The following is a 17,257-nucleotide window of genomic DNA, read 5'->3' as shown; positions in this document are numbered from 1 at the left end:
TAACGAAATGAAGAGACTCGAATCTCTTTATATTGTTTAGTGTTAATTAAAAAGAGTCTGGAATGAAATTAATTTATAGTGCACTAATAGCCCTGTTTCTACTAACAGGATGTTCCATTTTTGAGAATGATGATGATGTAAATGTTTCTTTTACAAGGAATGAACTACTTGTTCAAAATGGAACCAATAGCCCGGTATATATCTTTGCTGTGGACCAGTCCACAGCAGCGACAATTTTTTGGGTACCCATATCAAGTGATGAAAACAGGGTGAGTGCGAATAACTCTCGAAGTTTTGACAAGGAATCTATTACTGGTTTCGAAGAAGGCCAGCCTGTGATTGTATACTACTGGTTTGATCCCGAAGACGAGATCTTTAACTTTGTGCTGGATTAATTAAGGAATATACATGCCTGTAGTAAAGCTCTTAAAAATTGCTCATGGAAGAAGCGGCGATAAAGGAAATGGAAGCAATGTTGGAATCATTGCCCGACACCCGGAAATTTATCCTTTTTTGAAGGAGAACCTTACCTCTGAAAAGGTAAAAAATCACATGAAGTATGTGTGCAAGGGAGAAGTAGAGCGATATGAGCTTCCGAATATCGGAGCGCTGAATTTCATCCTTAATGAAAGCTTAGGTGGTGGAGGAACAGTTTCCCTAAAGTTGGATGCCCAGGGAAAAACACATGCCTCCCAGGTATTACGAATGGATATTGATGTTCCGGAAGAGCTGCTCCAGCTGGTAGATTAATCTAAGTGAAAGGAGAAGGGTGATGAGTGAAATTGCCTCTCCTTTCTCCTCTCACTTATCTTCTTATCTAGCCCTGCTCATAAAAACGAATAGGGATTTCTACTTTTACCCTATCCCAGGTCATTATCATGGTTGTGAGGGAGAGATTTACCTCAGTGAATTCGATAGAAAAAGCTTCTACAGGGGATTCAAGATTAATTACAGGCACATCGAATCGGGTATAGTCTCTTTCATTAGAGTATTCAAAAGCGCCCCATTGTCCCAGGTCATTATTAAGGATAATAGTCCATTTTTCCTGATCCGGAATAGTAAATAAGGCATAGGTTCCGGCTTCAATTACTTGTTCACCCATAAATACAGGCATTGAAAAAGTGATTTCGGTGGCCTCATTAGCCCCGGTTCTCCAAACTTCTCCATAAGGTTCCCACTCACCAAAAATATTCCTGCTATTTCGGTAAGGCTGGCCATAAACCACTTTAATATAAGTTCCGCTATGCTTAATGGATGATATTGCAATAGGGCTTTTTCTATTACCTATTGGGGCGGGTTGTTCGGGTGAGTCAGATTTCTGAGGTGTACAGCTAATCAGGATAAAGAAAACAGTAAATAGAGAAAGAGATATGCGGTCTAATGACATTTTTTGAATTCACAATCTTACAGAACAAGAAGAATATACTCGGCTTTGAGCAATTTGAGAAATCGGATTTATGGGAAAGCGGGCAAATATCTATAATTAGCCCAAAAATGAGAAAAAGCGCCTGCCATTACGAACAAGTGCCAAAGCTCATGAAACCGAAAGCGCTCGGAAAAGTTGGGCTTCTCTAAAATGTATATAACAGCGCCTATCGAATAAAAAAGTCCTCCTATCACAATCCAGTATGAAAACCAATGGGGAAGCTCTCTCCAGATAATTGGGAAGATGAGTACGGCTAGCCAACCCATTAGGAGGTATAGTCCGGTAGAAAACCACCTTGGGGCATTCAGCCAAAAGATCTTTTTAAGGGTGCCAATTATGGCAAAAGACCATATCCCAATAAGCATTCCCAGTTGCCAACCTCCTTCCAAAACAATGATACAAATAGGCGTATAGCTGCCTGCGATTACCAGGTAGATCATTATGTGATCCAAAAGCCTGAAAAACTCTTCCTTTGCAAAAGAAACATTTATGGAATGGTACACAGCGCTGGAAAAGAACATCAGGAAAACAGTAAGTCCATAAACACCAAAGGAAAGAAGGTACCCCGGATCTTGATCTGGCGCTTCAAAGAGGAGAAGAAAAGTCCAGCCAATAGCTATAATCGCACCAATCAAATGAGAAATTGCATTGAAGGGTTCACGAAAAGGAAAAATGTATTTCATCAGAAAAAAAGAAGTTTTCTATCCATAAATAAGCTTCCAATACAGGAACACCAAAGCAAAGCCGGTAATGAAAATCATCCCTCCCCAACTCATTATTTTAAGCCAGAATGGGGGCTTATGTTCTTCAGGAAAATGTTTTGAGTAGATGAGCTTATAATTGATAAATGCAAAAACAGGAGCGGTTAAAAAGGAAATAGTAGTAGCCAGATCTACCATAAAAATAAACCGTGTCCCGGTTATATAAAGAACCCCAATCGATAGCACAGAGATAACGAAAAGAAGAAACTTATAGCTCTTGAATAAAGGCGGCTTTTCCTTTTCTTCCTCAGGCGCATTCAAAGACAATAAATGGGCGCAGATGCGAGGATAACCATCGGTAACAGTTAGAATAGTGCTGAACATGGCACTGAACGCACATACAATAATAATCCAGTATGCCCAGTCGCCAAGAGTAGAGGTGTATAAGCTCACAAACTGGGTGGCAAATACAGAGCCGCTGGAAGCAAAGTTAATACCTGTACCAAACATGATTAATGCACCCAGGGAAAGAAAGCCTATAGCCATAACACCAGCGCCTATATAACCAATATTGAAATCCGTGAGGCTTTCTCTTAAGGAAGGAAAATGACCGGTTTGCTTAACTCGCTCCAGTATCCAGAGCGAATGCCAGGTAGAGCCATCAATAAGGATAGGCATCCAACCCATGAGCGCGATCAGAAAAAAGACACCTTGCTCCGTCCAAATAGAAGGGGGATCTGGTCTGGGAGCACCTCCTTTATAAACAATGGCTATAATTAGAGCTACTATGGTGGAAATAGAGAGCACCACAATAATCACCTTAATGGCCCCATCAAGGGCGCTATATTGCCCCCGGCTTAGGATTAGGAAACAGATGGTTAACAGGATAATACTCCAAATCAACGGAGTTAATTCAAGGTCGGTAAGCTCGGCCGCCAAACTCGCAGTTACAATGGTAACTGCAGCCTGAACAATACACATGGTAACAACCGTAAATCCCCCAAAAGTCCAAATAGCCCATTTACCCAAGCGTTGATATCCCTGAACAAGGCTTTCTTTAGCGGTTATGGTGTATCGGGGACCAAACTCTATGAAAGGATACTTGGATGCATTAGCCAGAATAACTGCCCAAATTAAAAGAAATCCATATTCAGCCCCAGCCCTTGTTGATTGTACCAAATGGGAAACCCCAATGGCTGCAGCCGCTAAAATGAGCCCTGGTCCAAGAGCATATCTGAGCGTGGATTTAGTTTTATTGGTCGTTTCTTCCATTCGATAAAGGTTGGTTTGATCGTTGAGAGTACAGATTTTTTAGGTGAAGTAGAAAAGGAGATGCACCAAATAGACGTAAATCATTCTTACATTGGAGTCTTAGGAGCAAAAAAATAATGGAAAGAAAAAACTTTGAACAGAAGACCTTATTTGAGAAGCGGGTTATGATTCTGCATTATGACAGGGTAGAACAGATTATGTCCGAAAGAAATCTCGAACAGTCAAAGTTTTTCAGATATGAAGATATTACTAATGATAAAATTTTCAGGAGAGAGAAAAGTCAGCCGAATTATGGCCTTCATGTAATTACCAGGAATATCTCAATAATCCTTTTTTTCTGTGGGTTATTTGGTGCAATTGAAGACTGGTCTTGGTTCTTTGCCTTTTTTAGTTCATCCACAGTCTTTTTCTTCATTCACCTATTTACATTTAAAAACTATATCGAGATAAAAGTAGAGGGAGGAGAGAATCTAATGTTATTTAAAGATAAGCCTGGTGAGAATGAGGTGGACAATTTTTTAGGATCGCTTTATCTGGAACGAAATAAATACCTTAAGGAACATTACTATACAACAAGTGACCCAAGTACTGATCAGGGTAAGTCAGTACTAAAGTGGTTGTTGAACATTAACGCCATTACAAAGCCAGAATTTGATAAACGAATTGAGATAGGAGAAAGAACCGACCCCAATATGAATTAGAATATCGAAGTAATTATTGAGAAGCTTTTTTCAGCATTTTTCAATTTGAAAAACTACTATTAGCCTCAATTTAGGGAACACTAACTATATACCATGAAAAAACTGCTCGTCTTATTCTCAATTTTTGTTTTCTCCGGCTCCTTGACTGCCCAGCAAACGCTGGATTATTTCTTAGTTGATGGAGTAAGCTATGATCAAAATATTCCTACACCAAAATCTGTATTGGGTGCAGAACTGGGTGAATGGCATGTGCGCCATGACCAACTTGTTCAGTACATGTATGCGGTAGCAGAAGCATCAGATCGGGTTACTATTTCTGAATACGCCAGAAGTCACGGAAACAGGGCGTTACTTTCGTTGGTGATTACCTCTCCCGAAAATCAACGAAATATCGATGAGATAAAACGACGGCACGTAAGCCTTTCAGATCCCGAAGCATCTGAAGATTTAGATATTTCTTCCATGCCTGTGGTAGTGCAGTTAAGTTACAGTGTTCATGGAAATGAGCCGAGTGGTGCCAACGCCTCGTTAGCCGTTGTTTATCATTTAGCAGCAGCTCAAGGAAGAGAAATAGACGAACTGTTGGATAATGCAATTGTTCTTGTGGATCCAAACATTAACCCTGACGGACTAAACAGGTTTGCACATTGGGCGAATATGCACAAGAGTAAAAATGTATTGGTTACCGACCCTGATAGTAGAGAGTATAGTGAAGTTTGGCCCGGAGGAAGAACCAATCATTACTGGTTTGATTTAAACCGTGATTGGATGCTGGTTCAGCATCCTGAAAGTAAAGGTAGAATTGCCAAGTTCCAGGAATGGAAGCCAAATATCCTTACTGATCATCATGAAATGGGAAGTAACTCTACGTTCTTTTTCCAACCTGGTATTCCGAGCAGAACACATCCACTTACTCCTCAGCGAAACCAGGATTTGACAGCAAATATTGCAGAGTATCATGCAGATGAGCTGGATCAAATTCAGTCCCTGTACTACACAAGGGAAAGCTTTGATGATTTCTATTATGGAAAGGGCTCAACCTATCCTGATGTACAAGGCTCCATTGGAATTTTATTTGAGCAGGCCAGCTCCAGGGGGCACGCCCAGGAGACGATCCATGGTGTGTTGGAGTTTCCGTTTACGATCAGAAATCAGGTAAAAGCATCTCATTCTACCCTAAAAGCAGCACTTGATTTACGGGAAGAGTTACTTGAACATCAACGATTATTCTACCTGGAAGCTCAGAGAGAGGCGCTTCGTTCGCCCGTTAAAGCCTATGTATTCGGTGAAGAAGCGGATCAGGCGCGGACTTTCCACCTGGCTGAAATGCTAAATCATCACAAGATTGAAGTATATGAACTCGATCAGGACGTTTCGAAAGGCGGGGAAAGTTTTGCAGAAGGAACTGCATTTGTTGTGCCAACGAATCAGCCTCAATTCAAATTGATTACGGCCATGTTTGAACGAAGAACAGAGTTCACGGACAGCCTATTTTATGATGTTTCTGCCTGGACGATGCCTTACGCTTTCAATCTTCCGTTTGCAGAGCTGAATTCAAGAGATTTTAATGAAGATATCCTTGGAGGCCGGTTCGAAGGGGAGATGAAATCAACAGGAGAGCTAATTGGTGGTGAGTCTAACTACGCCTATGTATTTGAGTGGGACGAATACTACACTCCTCGTGCGCTATATCGATTATTAGATGCTGGTGTTAGAGCAAAAGTGGCTTCTCGCCAATTCTCCGGAGTGACCCAGGAAGGCCAAAAGATTTTTGATTTTGGTACCATCATGATCCCTCTAGGATTTCAGGAGGACAAGGAAAAAGTTCATGAGCTGGTTCAAACCATTGCTGAAGAAGACGGGATCAAAGTGTATTCCTTATCAACAGGACTTTCCACAAGTGGAATTGACCTTGGAAGCAACAATTTCAGAAACCTGGAAAAGCCAAGCGTAGCCATACTTGCAGGAAGCGGAACCAATCAGTACGAAATCGGAGAGGCATGGCATCTATTTGACCAGCGATACCACATGCCGCTTACCATTCTGGATAAGAGTGATTTTGGGGGAGCAGACCTGGCGAGATACAATGTGCTTATTATGACAGGATATAATTATTCTGATTTATCCGGTGGGCAGGTTGATGAAATTAAAGACTGGGTACGAGAAGGTGGTGTGCTACTGGCATACAAGCAAGGAATCTATTGGGCAAAAAGCCAGGAATTGGCTGATGTTGAATATGTGGACAGAGGAAATGGTGATGATGGCGAGGAACTATCAACCCGCCCATATATTTCTCAAAGTAGTAACTCAGGTGCCCAGGTAATCGGTGGAGCGATTTTCAATGCAAAACTGGATCGGACTCACCCATTGGGATACGGCTATAATGATGACGAAATCACAGTATTCCGAAACAGCACCATCTTCCTTCAAAAAGGAGAGAACAGATATTCAACGCCGCTATATTACACCGACTCTCCACTGGCAGCGGGCTATATCTCTGATGAAAACATCGAATTCTTAAAAGGCTCGGCTGCTATAGTAGTAAGCAGATACGGCGGAGGAAGGGTTATTGCGATGACTGATAATCCGAATTTCCGAGCGTTCTGGTATGGAACGAATAAGCTGTTTGCCAATGCAATTTTCTTTGGTCAAACCATCAGCGCCAGTACGGCCAATTAATGGCTATAGCTTTTGATATAGATGAAGCTATCACGCTTTTGAGGAGGACACCAGCAGTTTTAAAAGAGCTGCTGGGTAACCTTCCTGAAAAGTGGACACATAACAATGAGGGTGGAGATTCCTGGAGCCCTCACCAGGTGTTAGGACATTTAGTTTATGGAGAAGACGCCGACTGGCTGGGTCGAACAAAAATCATTCTTGATAAAGGGACAGACCAGGTTTTTGAACCTTTTGATCGATTAGCACAAGAGCGTTTGTATTCCAAAACATCTATTGAAGAATTGCTGACTCTGTTTGAAGAAAAGCGAATCCAAAACCTAAAAGAACTGGAGAGTTTTGGGTTAACTGAGTCGGATTTAGAGAAAAAAGGGGTTCACCCAGAATTTTGGGAGATCGAGCTTAAGCAAATGCTCTCTGCATGGGTAGTTCATGATATGGGCCACATTGTTCAAATAAATCGAACGATGGCTAAGAACTATGTGGATGAAGTAGGTCCCTGGAAAAAATACCTGACGGTAGTTCGCTCTACTCCAGCGCCGGAAGAATGAAGAACATCGAACGTTGAACGTTCAACATTGAACTTCGAAGTTCCTTGTTCGGAGTTCAATGTTCTTCAATCTTCTTCTGGTGGCATTCCCAGTATATGCCGATGATTAAACGGGCCTTCCGGCATAGTTTTTAGGTTTTCAATCATCATGATGGCCCGGTCAATCCTTTTCTGGATAGATTTTACCCCATCTACATAGCCGATGATAAATCGTTGTTGTCCGGGAGTTATTTTTTCAAAGGCTGTGAGTCCCCCTCTATCCTGCTCCAGTAATGCTTCCAGTTCTTCGGGCATTTCTGCTCCATACTTCGAATGATCAAGCTCAATGGTGGCTTCTACCTCATCACCTATGGAAATTTCCCAGGCTTTCTGCCTTTTTTGATTTACAATGATAAGCCCGCGCCCATCCCCTTTGCCCATTAAACCTGAATGCATTTTTTTGTTGCCATTTATGGAGCACAACAGGCGAGCACCAAAACCACCTACCGTTTCCACTATTTCTTTTGGAACGGTTATATGACAGTATCCTACTTTGGTCTTCGGTTCCAGATAGGTTTTAAAGGTGATGGGTTTCATTCGAGTAGCTGCTAAAGACCCAATTAGATCCTTCGCAGGCATGCTCAGGATGACTTATATGTTGTCATTCTGAGGCTACTGCCGAAGAATCTAACCGGATGAAAGTTGAAATCAGTTATTCAGCAAATTCCCGTCTTCGTCCCACTCGGCGATATCTGTTCGTCGATCCTGGTTCACGCATTTAGATAGCCATTCTTCATCATAATCCACATCATGATCGGCTAGCACATCCTCAGGAACTCCATCCCAGATATTTGGGCGGTTACCGACATAACCCAAATCCTCATACCCCATTTGGGTAGTGTAGTACCCCGTTAGTGTGAAATTCCGAATTTGCCGGAAGAAGTCAACGCCGGGTTGTGTTTCTTCAGTAGCTTTATCTGGATATGCTATTTCATCCAGAATAGCGGCTTGATTTTCAGCAGTAGCAAAGATGAAGTCTTTCCCGTTTTTATCTTTGGAATACCTGTCCAGCCATTTAATTCCATCCCGGAATCCATCCTGCTGGTTGGGCGATTCTTTCACAGCAAAATCAATGAACTCCGGTACAAAAGCCTCCGATGCAGCTCCGGCAGTTGCGGTTGCAGGAAGGATTAAATCACAAAGAACCGCAACGGTCTCATATTCATGATTAGTGAAGAAATTGTCGCTGAAAATCTTTTCGTCTCGAGCCTTTTCTTCAGGTGTTCGGCCATACTCGCTAAAATCATACACATCTTGCAGGCGCCTGCGATCAGGAGTGCCGGGCGCACACCCGTTTATCAACATTCCGGTACCTAAGGCACCCAGCAACATAGTTTTGATTGATTCTCTTCTATCCATAATCAGAGGTTTTGCTTTTTAAGTTGATCAACAATGTATTCGGATGTCCTGATGGACAATGCCATAATCGTCCAGGTAGGATTCTTATCTGCTTGGGAAACAAATACACCTCCATCAACCACAAATACATTCTCAGCATCATGCAGTTGCTGGTAGCTATTCGTAACCGATGTTCTTCTGTCATCACCCATTCTTGTAGTTCCCACTTCGTGGATAATTACACCAGGAGCCGCGAGACCATAATCGGAATCAGCGCCAGCTTTGTTTCCTAAAGGAATCGCCCCCATCGCATCAAAAATCTGCTCGAAGGTTTCCTGGGAGTGACGTGCCTGTAACCGCTCATAATCAGTCCATTTGTAATGGAATTTCAATACAGGAATACCCCATTTGTCCTTAACATCCGGATCGATTTCACAGTAGTTGTCATATTGAGGAACGCTTTCCCCTCGCATGGAAATACCCATAACCGACCCGAAGAATCGCTTTACATCATCTCGAAGTTTATCTCCATAACCACCTACAACCCCGTCGAAATGTTCATTCAGGTTGGTTGTATCGAAACCGAAGCCGTAGCCAGGCTGGCCGAGCCCACCCCAAATCTCAAGGTGGTAACCTCGAGGGAAATCCAGATTAGCGTCATTCAACCACCATGGAGTATACACGTGCATTCCACCTACCCCATCTTCGTTGTAGGTTTTTCGGTTCAGCAGTTCAGGAACAATAGCTGCCCGGCTGGTTCCGGTAGAGTCATGGAGGTAATGACCCATCACTCCACTGCTATTTCCCAACCCATTAGGGTGCTGAGAGCTTTTAGAATTCAACAGAATACGAGCAGTACTACAAGCAGATGCTCCCATCACTACTACCTTTCCTTTAATTTCCTGCTCAGTTCCATCATCTTTATTGATGTAGGAAACTCCGGTAGCCCTTCCTTCGCCATCAGTAAGTACTTCACGAACCATAGCATTTACGAACAGGTCAATTCTTCCGGTAGATTTTTGAGCTGGGAAGATGAGGCAGGTTCCAGCCGAGAAATCGGCATAAATCTGGCAGGCTCGATTACATTGGTTACAATAGAAGCAAACGCCCCGGTCGTTATTCAATCGTTTAGTCAGGATAGACAATCTGGATGGAATAACTGGAATTCCAGCTTTTCTTGCACCTTTGATATAGTATAATTCATGAAGGCGTGGTTTTGGCGGAGGAAGAAAGAAACCATCAGGCTCATTGAAAATGCCCTCCTTACTACCAAATACCCCGATCATTTTATCTACGCGATCATAGTAAGGCTTTACATCGTCGTAGCTTATTGGCCAGTTGTCTCCAAGGCCATCAAAGTCCTTACGCTTGAAATCTAAAGGGCCAAAACGGAGTGAGATTCTCCCCCAGTGATTGGTTCTTCCTCCTAGCATTCGGGATCGGAACCATCCAAAGTCGGTGCCCTCAGCCTTAGTGTAAGGCTCTCCATCAAGCTCCCACCCACCATAGGCGGCATCCCAGTCTCCAAAATTTCTAAGGGGGGTACTTGCCCCGCGACGAGGAGATTCCCAGGAAGGTCTCAGCTGGCTGCGATTTTCATTTAAAGCCGGATCGAAATAAGGCCCCGCTTCCAGTACGGCCACATGAAGGCCATTTTCTGAGAGTATTTTAGCGGCCATCCCTCCGCCAGCTCCTGAGCCAACAATTACGGCATCATATTCTTTTCTTTTTTTGATGATCTCCATACTTATTCCGTTACAAGTTCTCCGTTTATGATTACATGGGTTACATGGGTGAGGTATTCAAAAGGGTCTCCATCATATAAAACCAGGTCGGCATCTTTACCTCGTTCAATCGATCCTACTTGCCCATCGATTCCCAGAAGCTTTGCCGATTCGATGGTCAATGCGTCGACCGCAGCTTCATATTCTAATCCCTGGGCAACTGCTACCGCTGCTTCAAACAGTATAACACGTGTTTTGGGAACATAGCCCTCAAAACCACTTTGGAAAGCGAAAGGAATGCCAGATTCATGAAGTTTGACAGCTAGAGTCATCGTTGCATTTTTTGCCTCACCTGAAGCGCGCAGCATAGGCGGGTGGATGAATACCGGAATGCCCGATTCTTTAATTTCATCGAGAACCAGATAAGCTTCTGCTACCCCATCCAATACCATAGGAAAGCCAAATTCTTCCTGAAGTCGTAAGGCAGTCATGATATCATTGGCTTTATGAACGGTAACCATAGCCGTAAGCTTCCCTTCTAGCAAATCAGCAAGGGCGTCCATGCCCAGATCTTTGACTGCAGGATTATCGCTATTTCTTTTATCAAGATAAGTTTGAGCCTTAACCAGATTCTGACGAAGCATAGCGATGCCTTTGGATCGGGTTCCAGGAGTTCTAATGCCGCTATTCATCATATTTCCCAGTGTGAAAGCCAGCATCTTGGACGGATGTAACACACCCTCATCAACAGTGGTCGCAGAGGTTTTTACGATCATAGTTTGACCGCTAATTAAAGCTCCTGGCCCGTGTCCGGTATGAATGGTAGTAACTCCATTGTTTCTCAAATGTCCAACCAGTGGTTCCAGAGCATTGTAGGCGTCAATAGCCCTAAGTTCAGGCTGAATAGCTGAAGAGGTTTCAATTTGATCCTGGTCGTGAGGTTGGTTTAAATACCCTGCTAGCCCAACTACGGTATGAGCGTCGATTAGGCCAGGGGTAACCACTTTAGCTTCGTAAACGGTATAGTCTCCGGGGATTCTGACCCTGGACTCAGTTCCAACCCGGTCGATCTTTCCATCTTTGATGAGTACAACACCATTTTCAATAGGATCACCGGCGCTGGTATAAATCAATTCTGCTTTAACGGCTATTTGAGCATTACCAAGCTGAGTAACACCAACAGAAAAAAGAGCAAGAAGAAGAATTCGTAAGTATTTCATGGCTTAGTGTCCTTCTATATGATGGTGATAGGTAGTACCACGGAAAATCTCATATCCGCCAGTGGCATATTTTAGATCCTCAGGATTATCCCGGTCCCAAACACGGCTTCCTTCGATCCATGTTTCTTCTACTAAAGTGTATACACTCAAGGGGTCTCCACTAAGTATGATGAAGTCTGCGTCTTTACCTGGATCTAAAGAACCCGCCCGGTGATCGATATCCATCATAATGGCATTAGCTATTGTAACTGCCTCAAGGGCTTTTTCTCTGCTCATGCCTTCTTTAGCGCCCATAGCTGCTGAACGAAGGAATAATCTGGAATCCGTTATGTAGTCATCAGTATGAAAGCCTACAAGAACTCCGGCATCTTCTAAGGCCGCTGCATTTACGTTACTAAATTCAGATGCCTCCAGCTTTCCACCAAAAGAGTCTAGGGTGATAATAGAAGCAGGGACTCCCGCCTCAGCTATTTCTTCAGCCACTTTATAGGCCTCTGAAACGTGCTGCAATACAAGTTTATACCCGAATTCCTGCGATAGGCGGATGGTAGTTAAAATATCATCATGGCGATGGCTGTGGTTATGAACGGTTCTCTTTCCCTCCAGAACCTCTACAAGTGTTTCCATTTGAAGATCACGTGGAGGCATTTTGCTTTCATCTCCATCCGCTTCTGCTATTTTCTTCTGGTAGTTTTGTGCCTTGATGAAGAGCTCCCGCACCATGGCGGCAGATTTTGCTCGTGTTCCCGGTCGAGGAGGAGCCGCGTTTCCAATAGGGTTGGTTCCATTCGCCATCTTTAAGCCACCATAGATGGTTTCTTCTTCATCGATATAGAGAAGCATCTCCTCGATGGTATTCGCCTTTCGAAGTTTAAGATACACGGTTTGTCCACTCATTAAATGACCAGAACCAGGCATAACATTCGCAGCAGTGATCCCTCCTGCTAGAGCTTTTTTGAAGGTATCGCTTCGCGGGTCTATGGCATCCATAATGCGCACGTCCGGATGAAGACTGGAAGACCGATCTCCCCCGTCTCCTTCACCAATATGTGAATGAGTGTCCACTAACCCGGGCATAATTACTTTCCCGGAAACATCTATTACTGTAGCTCCGGAAGGGATTTCAAGAGAGGCGTCACCAACGGCAAGGATCTTGTCATTTTCAATAATTAGTACTCCGTTGTCGATGGGCTCACCGGAGATAGGAATAAGATGAGCCCCTTTAAAAACAGTGACTGAAGATTGAGCGAGGCTGGTTTGGGCGACCAGCGAAAAAACGATGATCAACAAGCCACAAAGCCGGGTTTTAGTCATAAAAGAAGGTTTGGTTAAAGGCTCTTCAATTTATCAAAAAGTTTGTGCTATCAAAGAAGGATTTTATACCAGGTATATATAGAAAAAGGTTATTCAGAGAGAAGAATATTCAGAAGGAAAAGAGTGGCAAATTCTAAAAAGACCAGGAGTCGCAATACACGAATACGGGTACCCAATTTTAATAGCTTTTTATCCTCTAAATGAAGGTGCTCACCCCTTCTTAAGTAGTTCATGAGCTTTTTTCCTGCTCGATATCTCTTGATAGAAAAGAACCCAAACTCGGGTTCGCCAAGGTCTTTATATATACCAGGAGCTACTTTTTTCATTCTTTCTGTGAACCAGACGATATGAAGAAAAAAAGCCCCTACTAATACAAAGCCTACATAGAATAGAATCGTCTGAATAGTCATTCTAATAAATGATCTAAATCAATTATAAGATGCCTCAATTTCCTTCAATTTTTCATCAATCATTTCACGGGAAAGCCAGTTTCCCATCACCATTACTCCTGAATGGTTTTGGATATTTGCTATATCCTCAAGAGGATTTGAATTAACAAGGATGAGATCAGCTCTTTTACCATCTTCAATAGTTCCAAAATTTGCCCGGTCATCAAAATAGTCACCCACATTTTTAGTGCCAGAATGAATGATTTCATAAGGACTCATTCCTGCTTCAACCATTTTTGGAAGTTCTCTATGGATTGAGAACCCCGGAACACTGAAAAGTTGAGGCGCATCGGTACCCATTAGAATAAAGACCCCGGCCTCATTCATTTTTTCTAAAAGTACCCGTCGCAGCTCGGCGTGCTCGAGCGCATCTTCCACATTTAGGTTGGGATTATTCTTGATGTTATTGTTTACCCAGTTATTGTACCCGTTTCGAACGGCCTGAGGAATATATTTGAGCTCGTCATATTGTTGCATGGCTTCATAGTCTCCCGCTCCGATAATGGTTTCCCAGAGGGCTTGCGTTGGCACTATCCAAACGTCGTTATCCAGTGTTTTTTGAATGATTTCAGCCATTTTAGTTTCACGCTCTGCGCCTTCAAAAGCACTTAAATAGGCTACGTATCCATCCGTGTGGTCCATGGTTAACTGCCCGGCATCGATTGCTCTTACAATACCGACATCAGCAGGTACATGACCCCCAAAGGCGATACCAAGTTCATTCGCTTTCTCAGCCATTGCATTATATTCATCAAGGGTAAGCCCAGGATGTATTTTCAATAAATCCCAGCCTTCCTCAACCTGCTGGATTACTTTTTCTTCGGCTTGTTCCGGGGAGCTAACTGTATTTCCATTAAAACTGGGGCCAGCTAAATATAAATTTGGCCCAATAAGCTCTCCTTTATTCACCCGGTCTTTTAATTCTAGTTGATGGTCATAACCCAGCATACCCCGAACAGTAGTTATTCCAGCGGATACATATAGAAAAAGGGTATGCTCTACATATTCGTTGTTAAAGTAAGAGGGCGCATTAGGAGACGGGTGAGTTGGAGGGACATGGCCGTGCATTTCTGCCAGGCCTGGCATCAGGTACTTTCCGGTACCATCAATAATTTCGGTGTCAGGAGTAAACTTGATCCTGTCTGAATCGGTAACGGTAGTGATAACTCCATCTTTTACAATCACTGTATGATTTTCTAAAACCAGACCCTCCTCAGTCATTGGAATAACATTTACATTGGTAAATGCAAAAGTACCTTTATACGGATAGTCGGATTCGTACGAAACACCACCTTCATCAAGAAGGGATCTGTCGGGCAGGAGGAAAAAAGCTACGAGAGCAATAGCTGTTACAGAAAGAAGAGTAAGGGGCTTTTTCATGGCACAATTAGTTAGTTCTCTGCCAATAAACTCAGTTTTCATAAAAACGGGAAGGAGTCGATCCTATTTTTATGAACTTTTACTCTCCGTATCTGACTCAGGCCCAAGTCTTTTTGGGTGATTATCCCCTTCCTGCAATTCATTAAATGCCTGTTGGAAATTCTTCATTAGCTCCATGTATTCCTGAGAGTTGTTTACCTTTGAAAGCATATTCCTGCTCTTTAGGCTTTCGTTACGGGCATATTTGATGAATCTGAAAAAATGAAATTCGACAATATGCTCATCATCATCCGTGAGGTAAATCTTTCCGTGCTCATCAACACTTTTATAAGTAAAGATGTATTGACCATGTGCATTATCAGCATTTGAGTACTTTCTAAACGTACCCCAGTCAAATTTCCAGCCTACGGCAATGGCCTGGGCAATATTCCAACAATTTATCTTGTCCCCCTCCTGCCAGTGGAGTATTTCGGGATACCAGGTATGAGGAGGGACTCCCTTCTTCTTATTTTTGAACCATCCCATCTTTATTAAATAAAGCTTTTACTGTTTGTGTGAATGTAGGTTGTTTATCCAGAATATCTTCTGGTTTCATCACCTCAAGAATAAGAGTTCCGCGATAAAAACAATACATACTGATAGCCATTACCGTGTGGGCAACATCCAGATGATTGAACCATGTGTGAATACCAATTTTGCTTGTATAGAAAAAGGCGGCCAGGGTAGCAAAGAGAACCGTCAACACAAAAATCCTACTGGCAGGGTTTTCCGTTTTTTTAAAGACAAGGAAATGAAGTGGGAGTACAACAAGCCCCAAACCATAGGCAGAATGCACTTTGATATAGAAGAAATCCAGCGTGATGAAGGTGATGACAGCGAAAGTCAGGAGCTCAAGTACATTGGTAACCTCTAAAAAGCGACCAAATCTCTCATTAATAATAGGCTGAGCGTGCATAATAGAAGCCCGTTCAACCGCCATTACAGCAATCATGCTTATTAACCAGCCCGGCAGCTTCCATTCCAACCCAACGGCATACTGAAAGGCGTGTCCTAAAATACCCCCAAGAAAAGTAGCCAAGCCCATAATGAGGAAATACCATCTCATATATTGATGGACTTTACCGGGCTTATTTAATTTTCTTAACCGGACAAAAGCATACACACACACTGCGGTAATCCACAGATCGGTAAAGGTAACCATCGGTTCCATGATGGTTATCCCAAAGAGTTCTATCGAAGGCTGTCCGCTTGGAGATTCCATAGTAGTGTGTTCGGTACTCCATAAACCGAAAAACTACATCTCCGTTCCGGCAAAGGAGCTTATTCTGTTTCCGTTAGCGCTCTTAATAGCTCAACATCCCAGCTTCCGTCATTTGGATTATAAATTCCAAACCCGGAGGCAAACTCCCAATAATGATAGCTCATGTCGTTCTCCAAAGCAAAACTGACGATAGCTTCTGTCCAGCGGCCTCTGGATGGGGAGTCTGCAGCACTAAAAGCCCCAAACTCTCCAATGTTTATAGGGACGCCACGGTCTTCTCCCCAATCCACAATAGTCTGAAAGTGATTTTCTACTGCTGCAACCTCAGCCGCGGTCCCGTCCCAGCTTGTTCCAAGCCATGCATTTGCTCCGTCAACCCAGCTTGCCCCTTGATGAGTAAATTGGAAAGGCTCGTAATAATGAACTGTCACGATCAGGTTACCATCATCAGGAATATCCAATTTGAGTAGCCCCGGTACACCGCCCCACTCTGCGGCTCCAATAACAACCGTTCGATAAGGGTTGTGCTCCCGGATTTTTTCTAGTCCAAGAGGAAGCAAATCATTCCAAAGTTCTGCAGTAAGCTCATTATGGGGTTCATTAAGAATTTCGAAAAGGACTTCTTTAGGCTGATCTTTGTATCTCTCGGAAATCTGCTCCCAAATCGAAAGGAATTTGTCGCGTTCCTGGGCAGGCTGCTCAAAGATTTCTTCATAGTGGTGGATATTAATCATTACCATGAGATCATTGTTTAACGCTTGCTGTATAGCCCAATCTACCCGAAGGAAGAAATCTTCATCAATGGTGTAGGGAGCTTCTTCTGAAGTATGCGCTGACCAGCGAATAGGAATTCGGACACTGTTAAAGCCAGCTTCCTTAATAAGTCGGAACCATTCTGACTGAAGAACAATACCCCACTCACCTTCGCTAGGTGCCTCCAGGGCATTACCTAAATTAATACCCCTTCCGAGAGCCGCGTTTTGAGCATAAGGGTCCAAAGGCCCATCAATGCCAGTATTAGTGGCGTCTTCACCGGAAGAGCTTTTGCAGGATACTAAAAGAAAAACAGCAAGTAGTGGGTATAAAATTCGTTTCATGGCAATTAAATCAATTTGTTTGACGAATGTTAACCAGAACGAATGAAAAGATCAGGTTAGAAAAAAATTCTCATGGGATTCAATTAAGAATTATTCAATTGCCAATTGA

General features: G+C 43.0%; 18 protein-coding genes. 5 read left to right on the top strand and 13 right to left on the bottom strand.

Annotation, left to right across the window (positions count from 1 at the left end):
- Positions 1 to 62: 62 nt before the first annotated feature.
- Together ED557_09945 and ED557_09940 are read left to right on the top strand one after the other, a co-directional pair.
- Entirely contained in the window at positions 63 to 395 is a 333-nt protein-coding gene (locus tag ED557_09945; protein ID RNC83033.1) for a hypothetical protein, read from the top strand.
- A gap of 13 nt (positions 396 to 408) precedes the next feature.
- Positions 409 to 750, top strand: a complete 342-nt coding sequence (locus ED557_09940) for a hypothetical protein (GenBank protein RNC83032.1) — start codon at positions 409 to 411, stop codon at positions 748 to 750.
- A gap of 67 nt (positions 751 to 817) precedes the next feature.
- Here the strand turns inward: ED557_09940 and ED557_09935 are convergent, their stop codons facing one another.
- From ED557_09935 to ED557_09925, 3 genes are all read right to left on the bottom strand, one after another.
- A complete protein-coding gene (locus ED557_09935) occupies positions 818 to 1,387 on the bottom strand; it encodes a DUF2911 domain-containing protein (GenBank protein ID RNC83031.1) in 570 nt (189 codons plus the stop codon).
- A 68-nt stretch (positions 1,388 to 1,455) separates the two neighbouring features.
- Complete coding sequence (locus ED557_09930; GenBank protein RNC83030.1) at positions 1,456 to 2,109, bottom strand: hemolysin III family protein; 654 nt, start codon at positions 2,107 to 2,109, stop codon at positions 1,456 to 1,458.
- 18 nt (positions 2,110 to 2,127) lie between these two features.
- Positions 2,128 to 3,399 carry a divalent metal cation transporter gene (locus ED557_09925; GenBank protein RNC83029.1) on the bottom strand — a complete coding sequence of 424 codons (1,272 nt, stop codon included), beginning with the start codon at positions 3,397 to 3,399 and terminating at the stop codon, positions 2,128 to 2,130.
- 116 nt (positions 3,400 to 3,515) lie between these two features.
- Between ED557_09925 and ED557_09920 the strand changes: the two genes are divergently transcribed.
- The 3 genes from ED557_09920 (at position 3,516) to ED557_09910 (ending at position 7,327) form a co-directional block, all read left to right on the top strand.
- The gene (locus ED557_09920) at positions 3,516 to 4,100 is read left to right on the top strand and encodes a hypothetical protein (GenBank protein ID RNC83028.1); all 585 of its coding nucleotides are present in this window, start codon (positions 3,516 to 3,518) and stop codon (positions 4,098 to 4,100) included.
- Between the two features lie 93 nt (positions 4,101 to 4,193).
- Complete coding sequence (locus ED557_09915; GenBank protein RNC83027.1) at positions 4,194 to 6,779, top strand: zinc carboxypeptidase; 2,586 nt, start codon at positions 4,194 to 4,196, stop codon at positions 6,777 to 6,779.
- 5 nt (positions 6,780 to 6,784) lie between these two features.
- Entirely contained in the window at positions 6,785 to 7,327 is a 543-nt protein-coding gene (locus ED557_09910; protein ID RNC83404.1) for a DinB family protein, read from the top strand.
- A 65-nt stretch (positions 7,328 to 7,392) separates the two neighbouring features.
- Here the strand turns inward: ED557_09910 and ED557_09905 are convergent, their stop codons facing one another.
- The 10 genes from ED557_09905 to ED557_09860 all read right to left on the bottom strand — a co-directional run bounded on the left by ED557_09905 (position 7,393) and on the right by ED557_09860 (position 17,148).
- Positions 7,393 to 7,944: a DUF1905 domain-containing protein gene (locus tag ED557_09905; protein RNC83026.1), complete on the bottom strand. Its 552-nt coding sequence runs from the start codon at positions 7,942 to 7,944 to the stop codon at positions 7,393 to 7,395.
- A 69-nt stretch (positions 7,945 to 8,013) separates the two neighbouring features.
- Positions 8,014 to 8,724: a gluconate 2-dehydrogenase subunit 3 family protein gene (locus ED557_09900; GenBank protein ID RNC83025.1), complete on the bottom strand. Its 711-nt coding sequence runs from the start codon at positions 8,722 to 8,724 to the stop codon at positions 8,014 to 8,016.
- 2 nt (positions 8,725 to 8,726) lie between these two features.
- Entirely contained in the window at positions 8,727 to 10,448 is a 1,722-nt protein-coding gene (locus tag ED557_09895; protein ID RNC83024.1) for a GMC family oxidoreductase, read from the bottom strand.
- A 2-nt stretch (positions 10,449 to 10,450) separates the two neighbouring features.
- Positions 10,451 to 11,647, bottom strand: coding sequence for an amidohydrolase (locus ED557_09890; protein ID RNC83023.1), 1,197 nt, complete (start codon positions 11,645 to 11,647; stop codon positions 10,451 to 10,453).
- Positions 11,648 to 11,650: 3 nt separating this feature from the next.
- A complete protein-coding gene (locus ED557_09885; protein RNC83022.1) occupies positions 11,651 to 12,961 on the bottom strand; it encodes an amidohydrolase in 1,311 nt (436 codons plus the stop codon).
- An 89-nt stretch (positions 12,962 to 13,050) separates the two neighbouring features.
- Positions 13,051 to 13,371 carry a hypothetical protein gene (locus ED557_09880; GenBank protein ID RNC83021.1) on the bottom strand — a complete coding sequence of 107 codons (321 nt, stop codon included), beginning with the start codon at positions 13,369 to 13,371 and terminating at the stop codon, positions 13,051 to 13,053.
- Positions 13,372 to 13,389: 18 nt separating this feature from the next.
- Positions 13,390 to 14,790, bottom strand: coding sequence for an amidohydrolase (locus ED557_09875; GenBank protein ID RNC83403.1), 1,401 nt, complete (start codon positions 14,788 to 14,790; stop codon positions 13,390 to 13,392).
- Positions 14,791 to 14,859: 69 nt separating this feature from the next.
- Positions 14,860 to 15,315, bottom strand: coding sequence for a hypothetical protein (locus ED557_09870; GenBank protein RNC83020.1), 456 nt, complete (start codon positions 15,313 to 15,315; stop codon positions 14,860 to 14,862).
- Positions 15,296 to 16,051, bottom strand: a complete 756-nt coding sequence (locus ED557_09865) for a hypothetical protein (GenBank protein ID RNC83019.1) — start codon at positions 16,049 to 16,051, stop codon at positions 15,296 to 15,298. The genes ED557_09870 and ED557_09865 overlap by 20 nt, the downstream gene beginning before the upstream one ends.
- A 59-nt stretch (positions 16,052 to 16,110) precedes the next feature.
- Complete coding sequence (locus ED557_09860) at positions 16,111 to 17,148, bottom strand: glycoside hydrolase family 5 protein (protein RNC83018.1); 1,038 nt, start codon at positions 17,146 to 17,148, stop codon at positions 16,111 to 16,113.
- Positions 17,149 to 17,257 lie beyond the last annotated feature (109 nt).

The organism is Balneola sp. (genome assembly GCA_003712055.1).
Classification (GTDB): domain Bacteria; phylum Bacteroidota; class Rhodothermia; order Balneolales; family Balneolaceae; genus RHLJ01.
This window is presented reverse-complemented; position numbering and strand designations above follow the sequence as displayed.

Bases quoted from the DNA above. Each gene is read 5' to 3' on its own strand.
- ED557_09905 (RNC83026.1), bottom strand. From the start codon at position 7,944: ATGCCTGCGAAGGATCTAATTGGGTCTTTAGCAGCTACTCGAATGAAA.
- ED557_09945 (RNC83033.1), top strand. From the start codon at position 63: ATGAAATTAATTTATAGTGCACTAATAGCCCTGTTTCTACTAACAGGA.
- ED557_09865 (RNC83019.1), bottom strand. From the start codon at position 16,051: ATGGAATCTCCAAGCGGACAGCCTTCGATAGAACTCTTTGGGATAACC.
- ED557_09935 (RNC83031.1), bottom strand. From the start codon at position 1,387: ATGTCATTAGACCGCATATCTCTTTCTCTATTTACTGTTTTCTTTATC.
- ED557_09890 (RNC83023.1), bottom strand. From the start codon at position 11,647: ATGAAATACTTACGAATTCTTCTTCTTGCTCTTTTTTCTGTTGGTGTT.
- ED557_09915 (RNC83027.1), top strand. From the start codon at position 4,194: ATGAAAAAACTGCTCGTCTTATTCTCAATTTTTGTTTTCTCCGGCTCC.
- ED557_09900 (RNC83025.1), bottom strand. From the start codon at position 8,724: ATGGATAGAAGAGAATCAATCAAAACTATGTTGCTGGGTGCCTTAGGT.
- ED557_09875 (RNC83403.1), bottom strand. From the start codon at position 14,790: ATGAAAAAGCCCCTTACTCTTCTTTCTGTAACAGCTATTGCTCTCGTA.
- ED557_09895 (RNC83024.1), bottom strand. From the start codon at position 10,448: ATGGAGATCATCAAAAAAAGAAAAGAATATGATGCCGTAATTGTTGGC.
- ED557_09940 (RNC83032.1), top strand. From the start codon at position 409: ATGCCTGTAGTAAAGCTCTTAAAAATTGCTCATGGAAGAAGCGGCGAT.
- ED557_09925 (RNC83029.1), bottom strand. From the start codon at position 3,399: ATGGAAGAAACGACCAATAAAACTAAATCCACGCTCAGATATGCTCTT.
- ED557_09880 (RNC83021.1), bottom strand. From the start codon at position 13,371: ATGACTATTCAGACGATTCTATTCTATGTAGGCTTTGTATTAGTAGGG.
- ED557_09860 (RNC83018.1), bottom strand. From the start codon at position 17,148: ATGAAACGAATTTTATACCCACTACTTGCTGTTTTTCTTTTAGTATCC.
- ED557_09885 (RNC83022.1), bottom strand. From the start codon at position 12,961: ATGACTAAAACCCGGCTTTGTGGCTTGTTGATCATCGTTTTTTCGCTG.
- ED557_09920 (RNC83028.1), top strand. From the start codon at position 3,516: ATGGAAAGAAAAAACTTTGAACAGAAGACCTTATTTGAGAAGCGGGTT.
- ED557_09930 (RNC83030.1), bottom strand. From the start codon at position 2,109: ATGAAATACATTTTTCCTTTTCGTGAACCCTTCAATGCAATTTCTCAT.
- ED557_09870 (RNC83020.1), bottom strand. From the start codon at position 15,315: ATGGGATGGTTCAAAAATAAGAAGAAGGGAGTCCCTCCTCATACCTGG.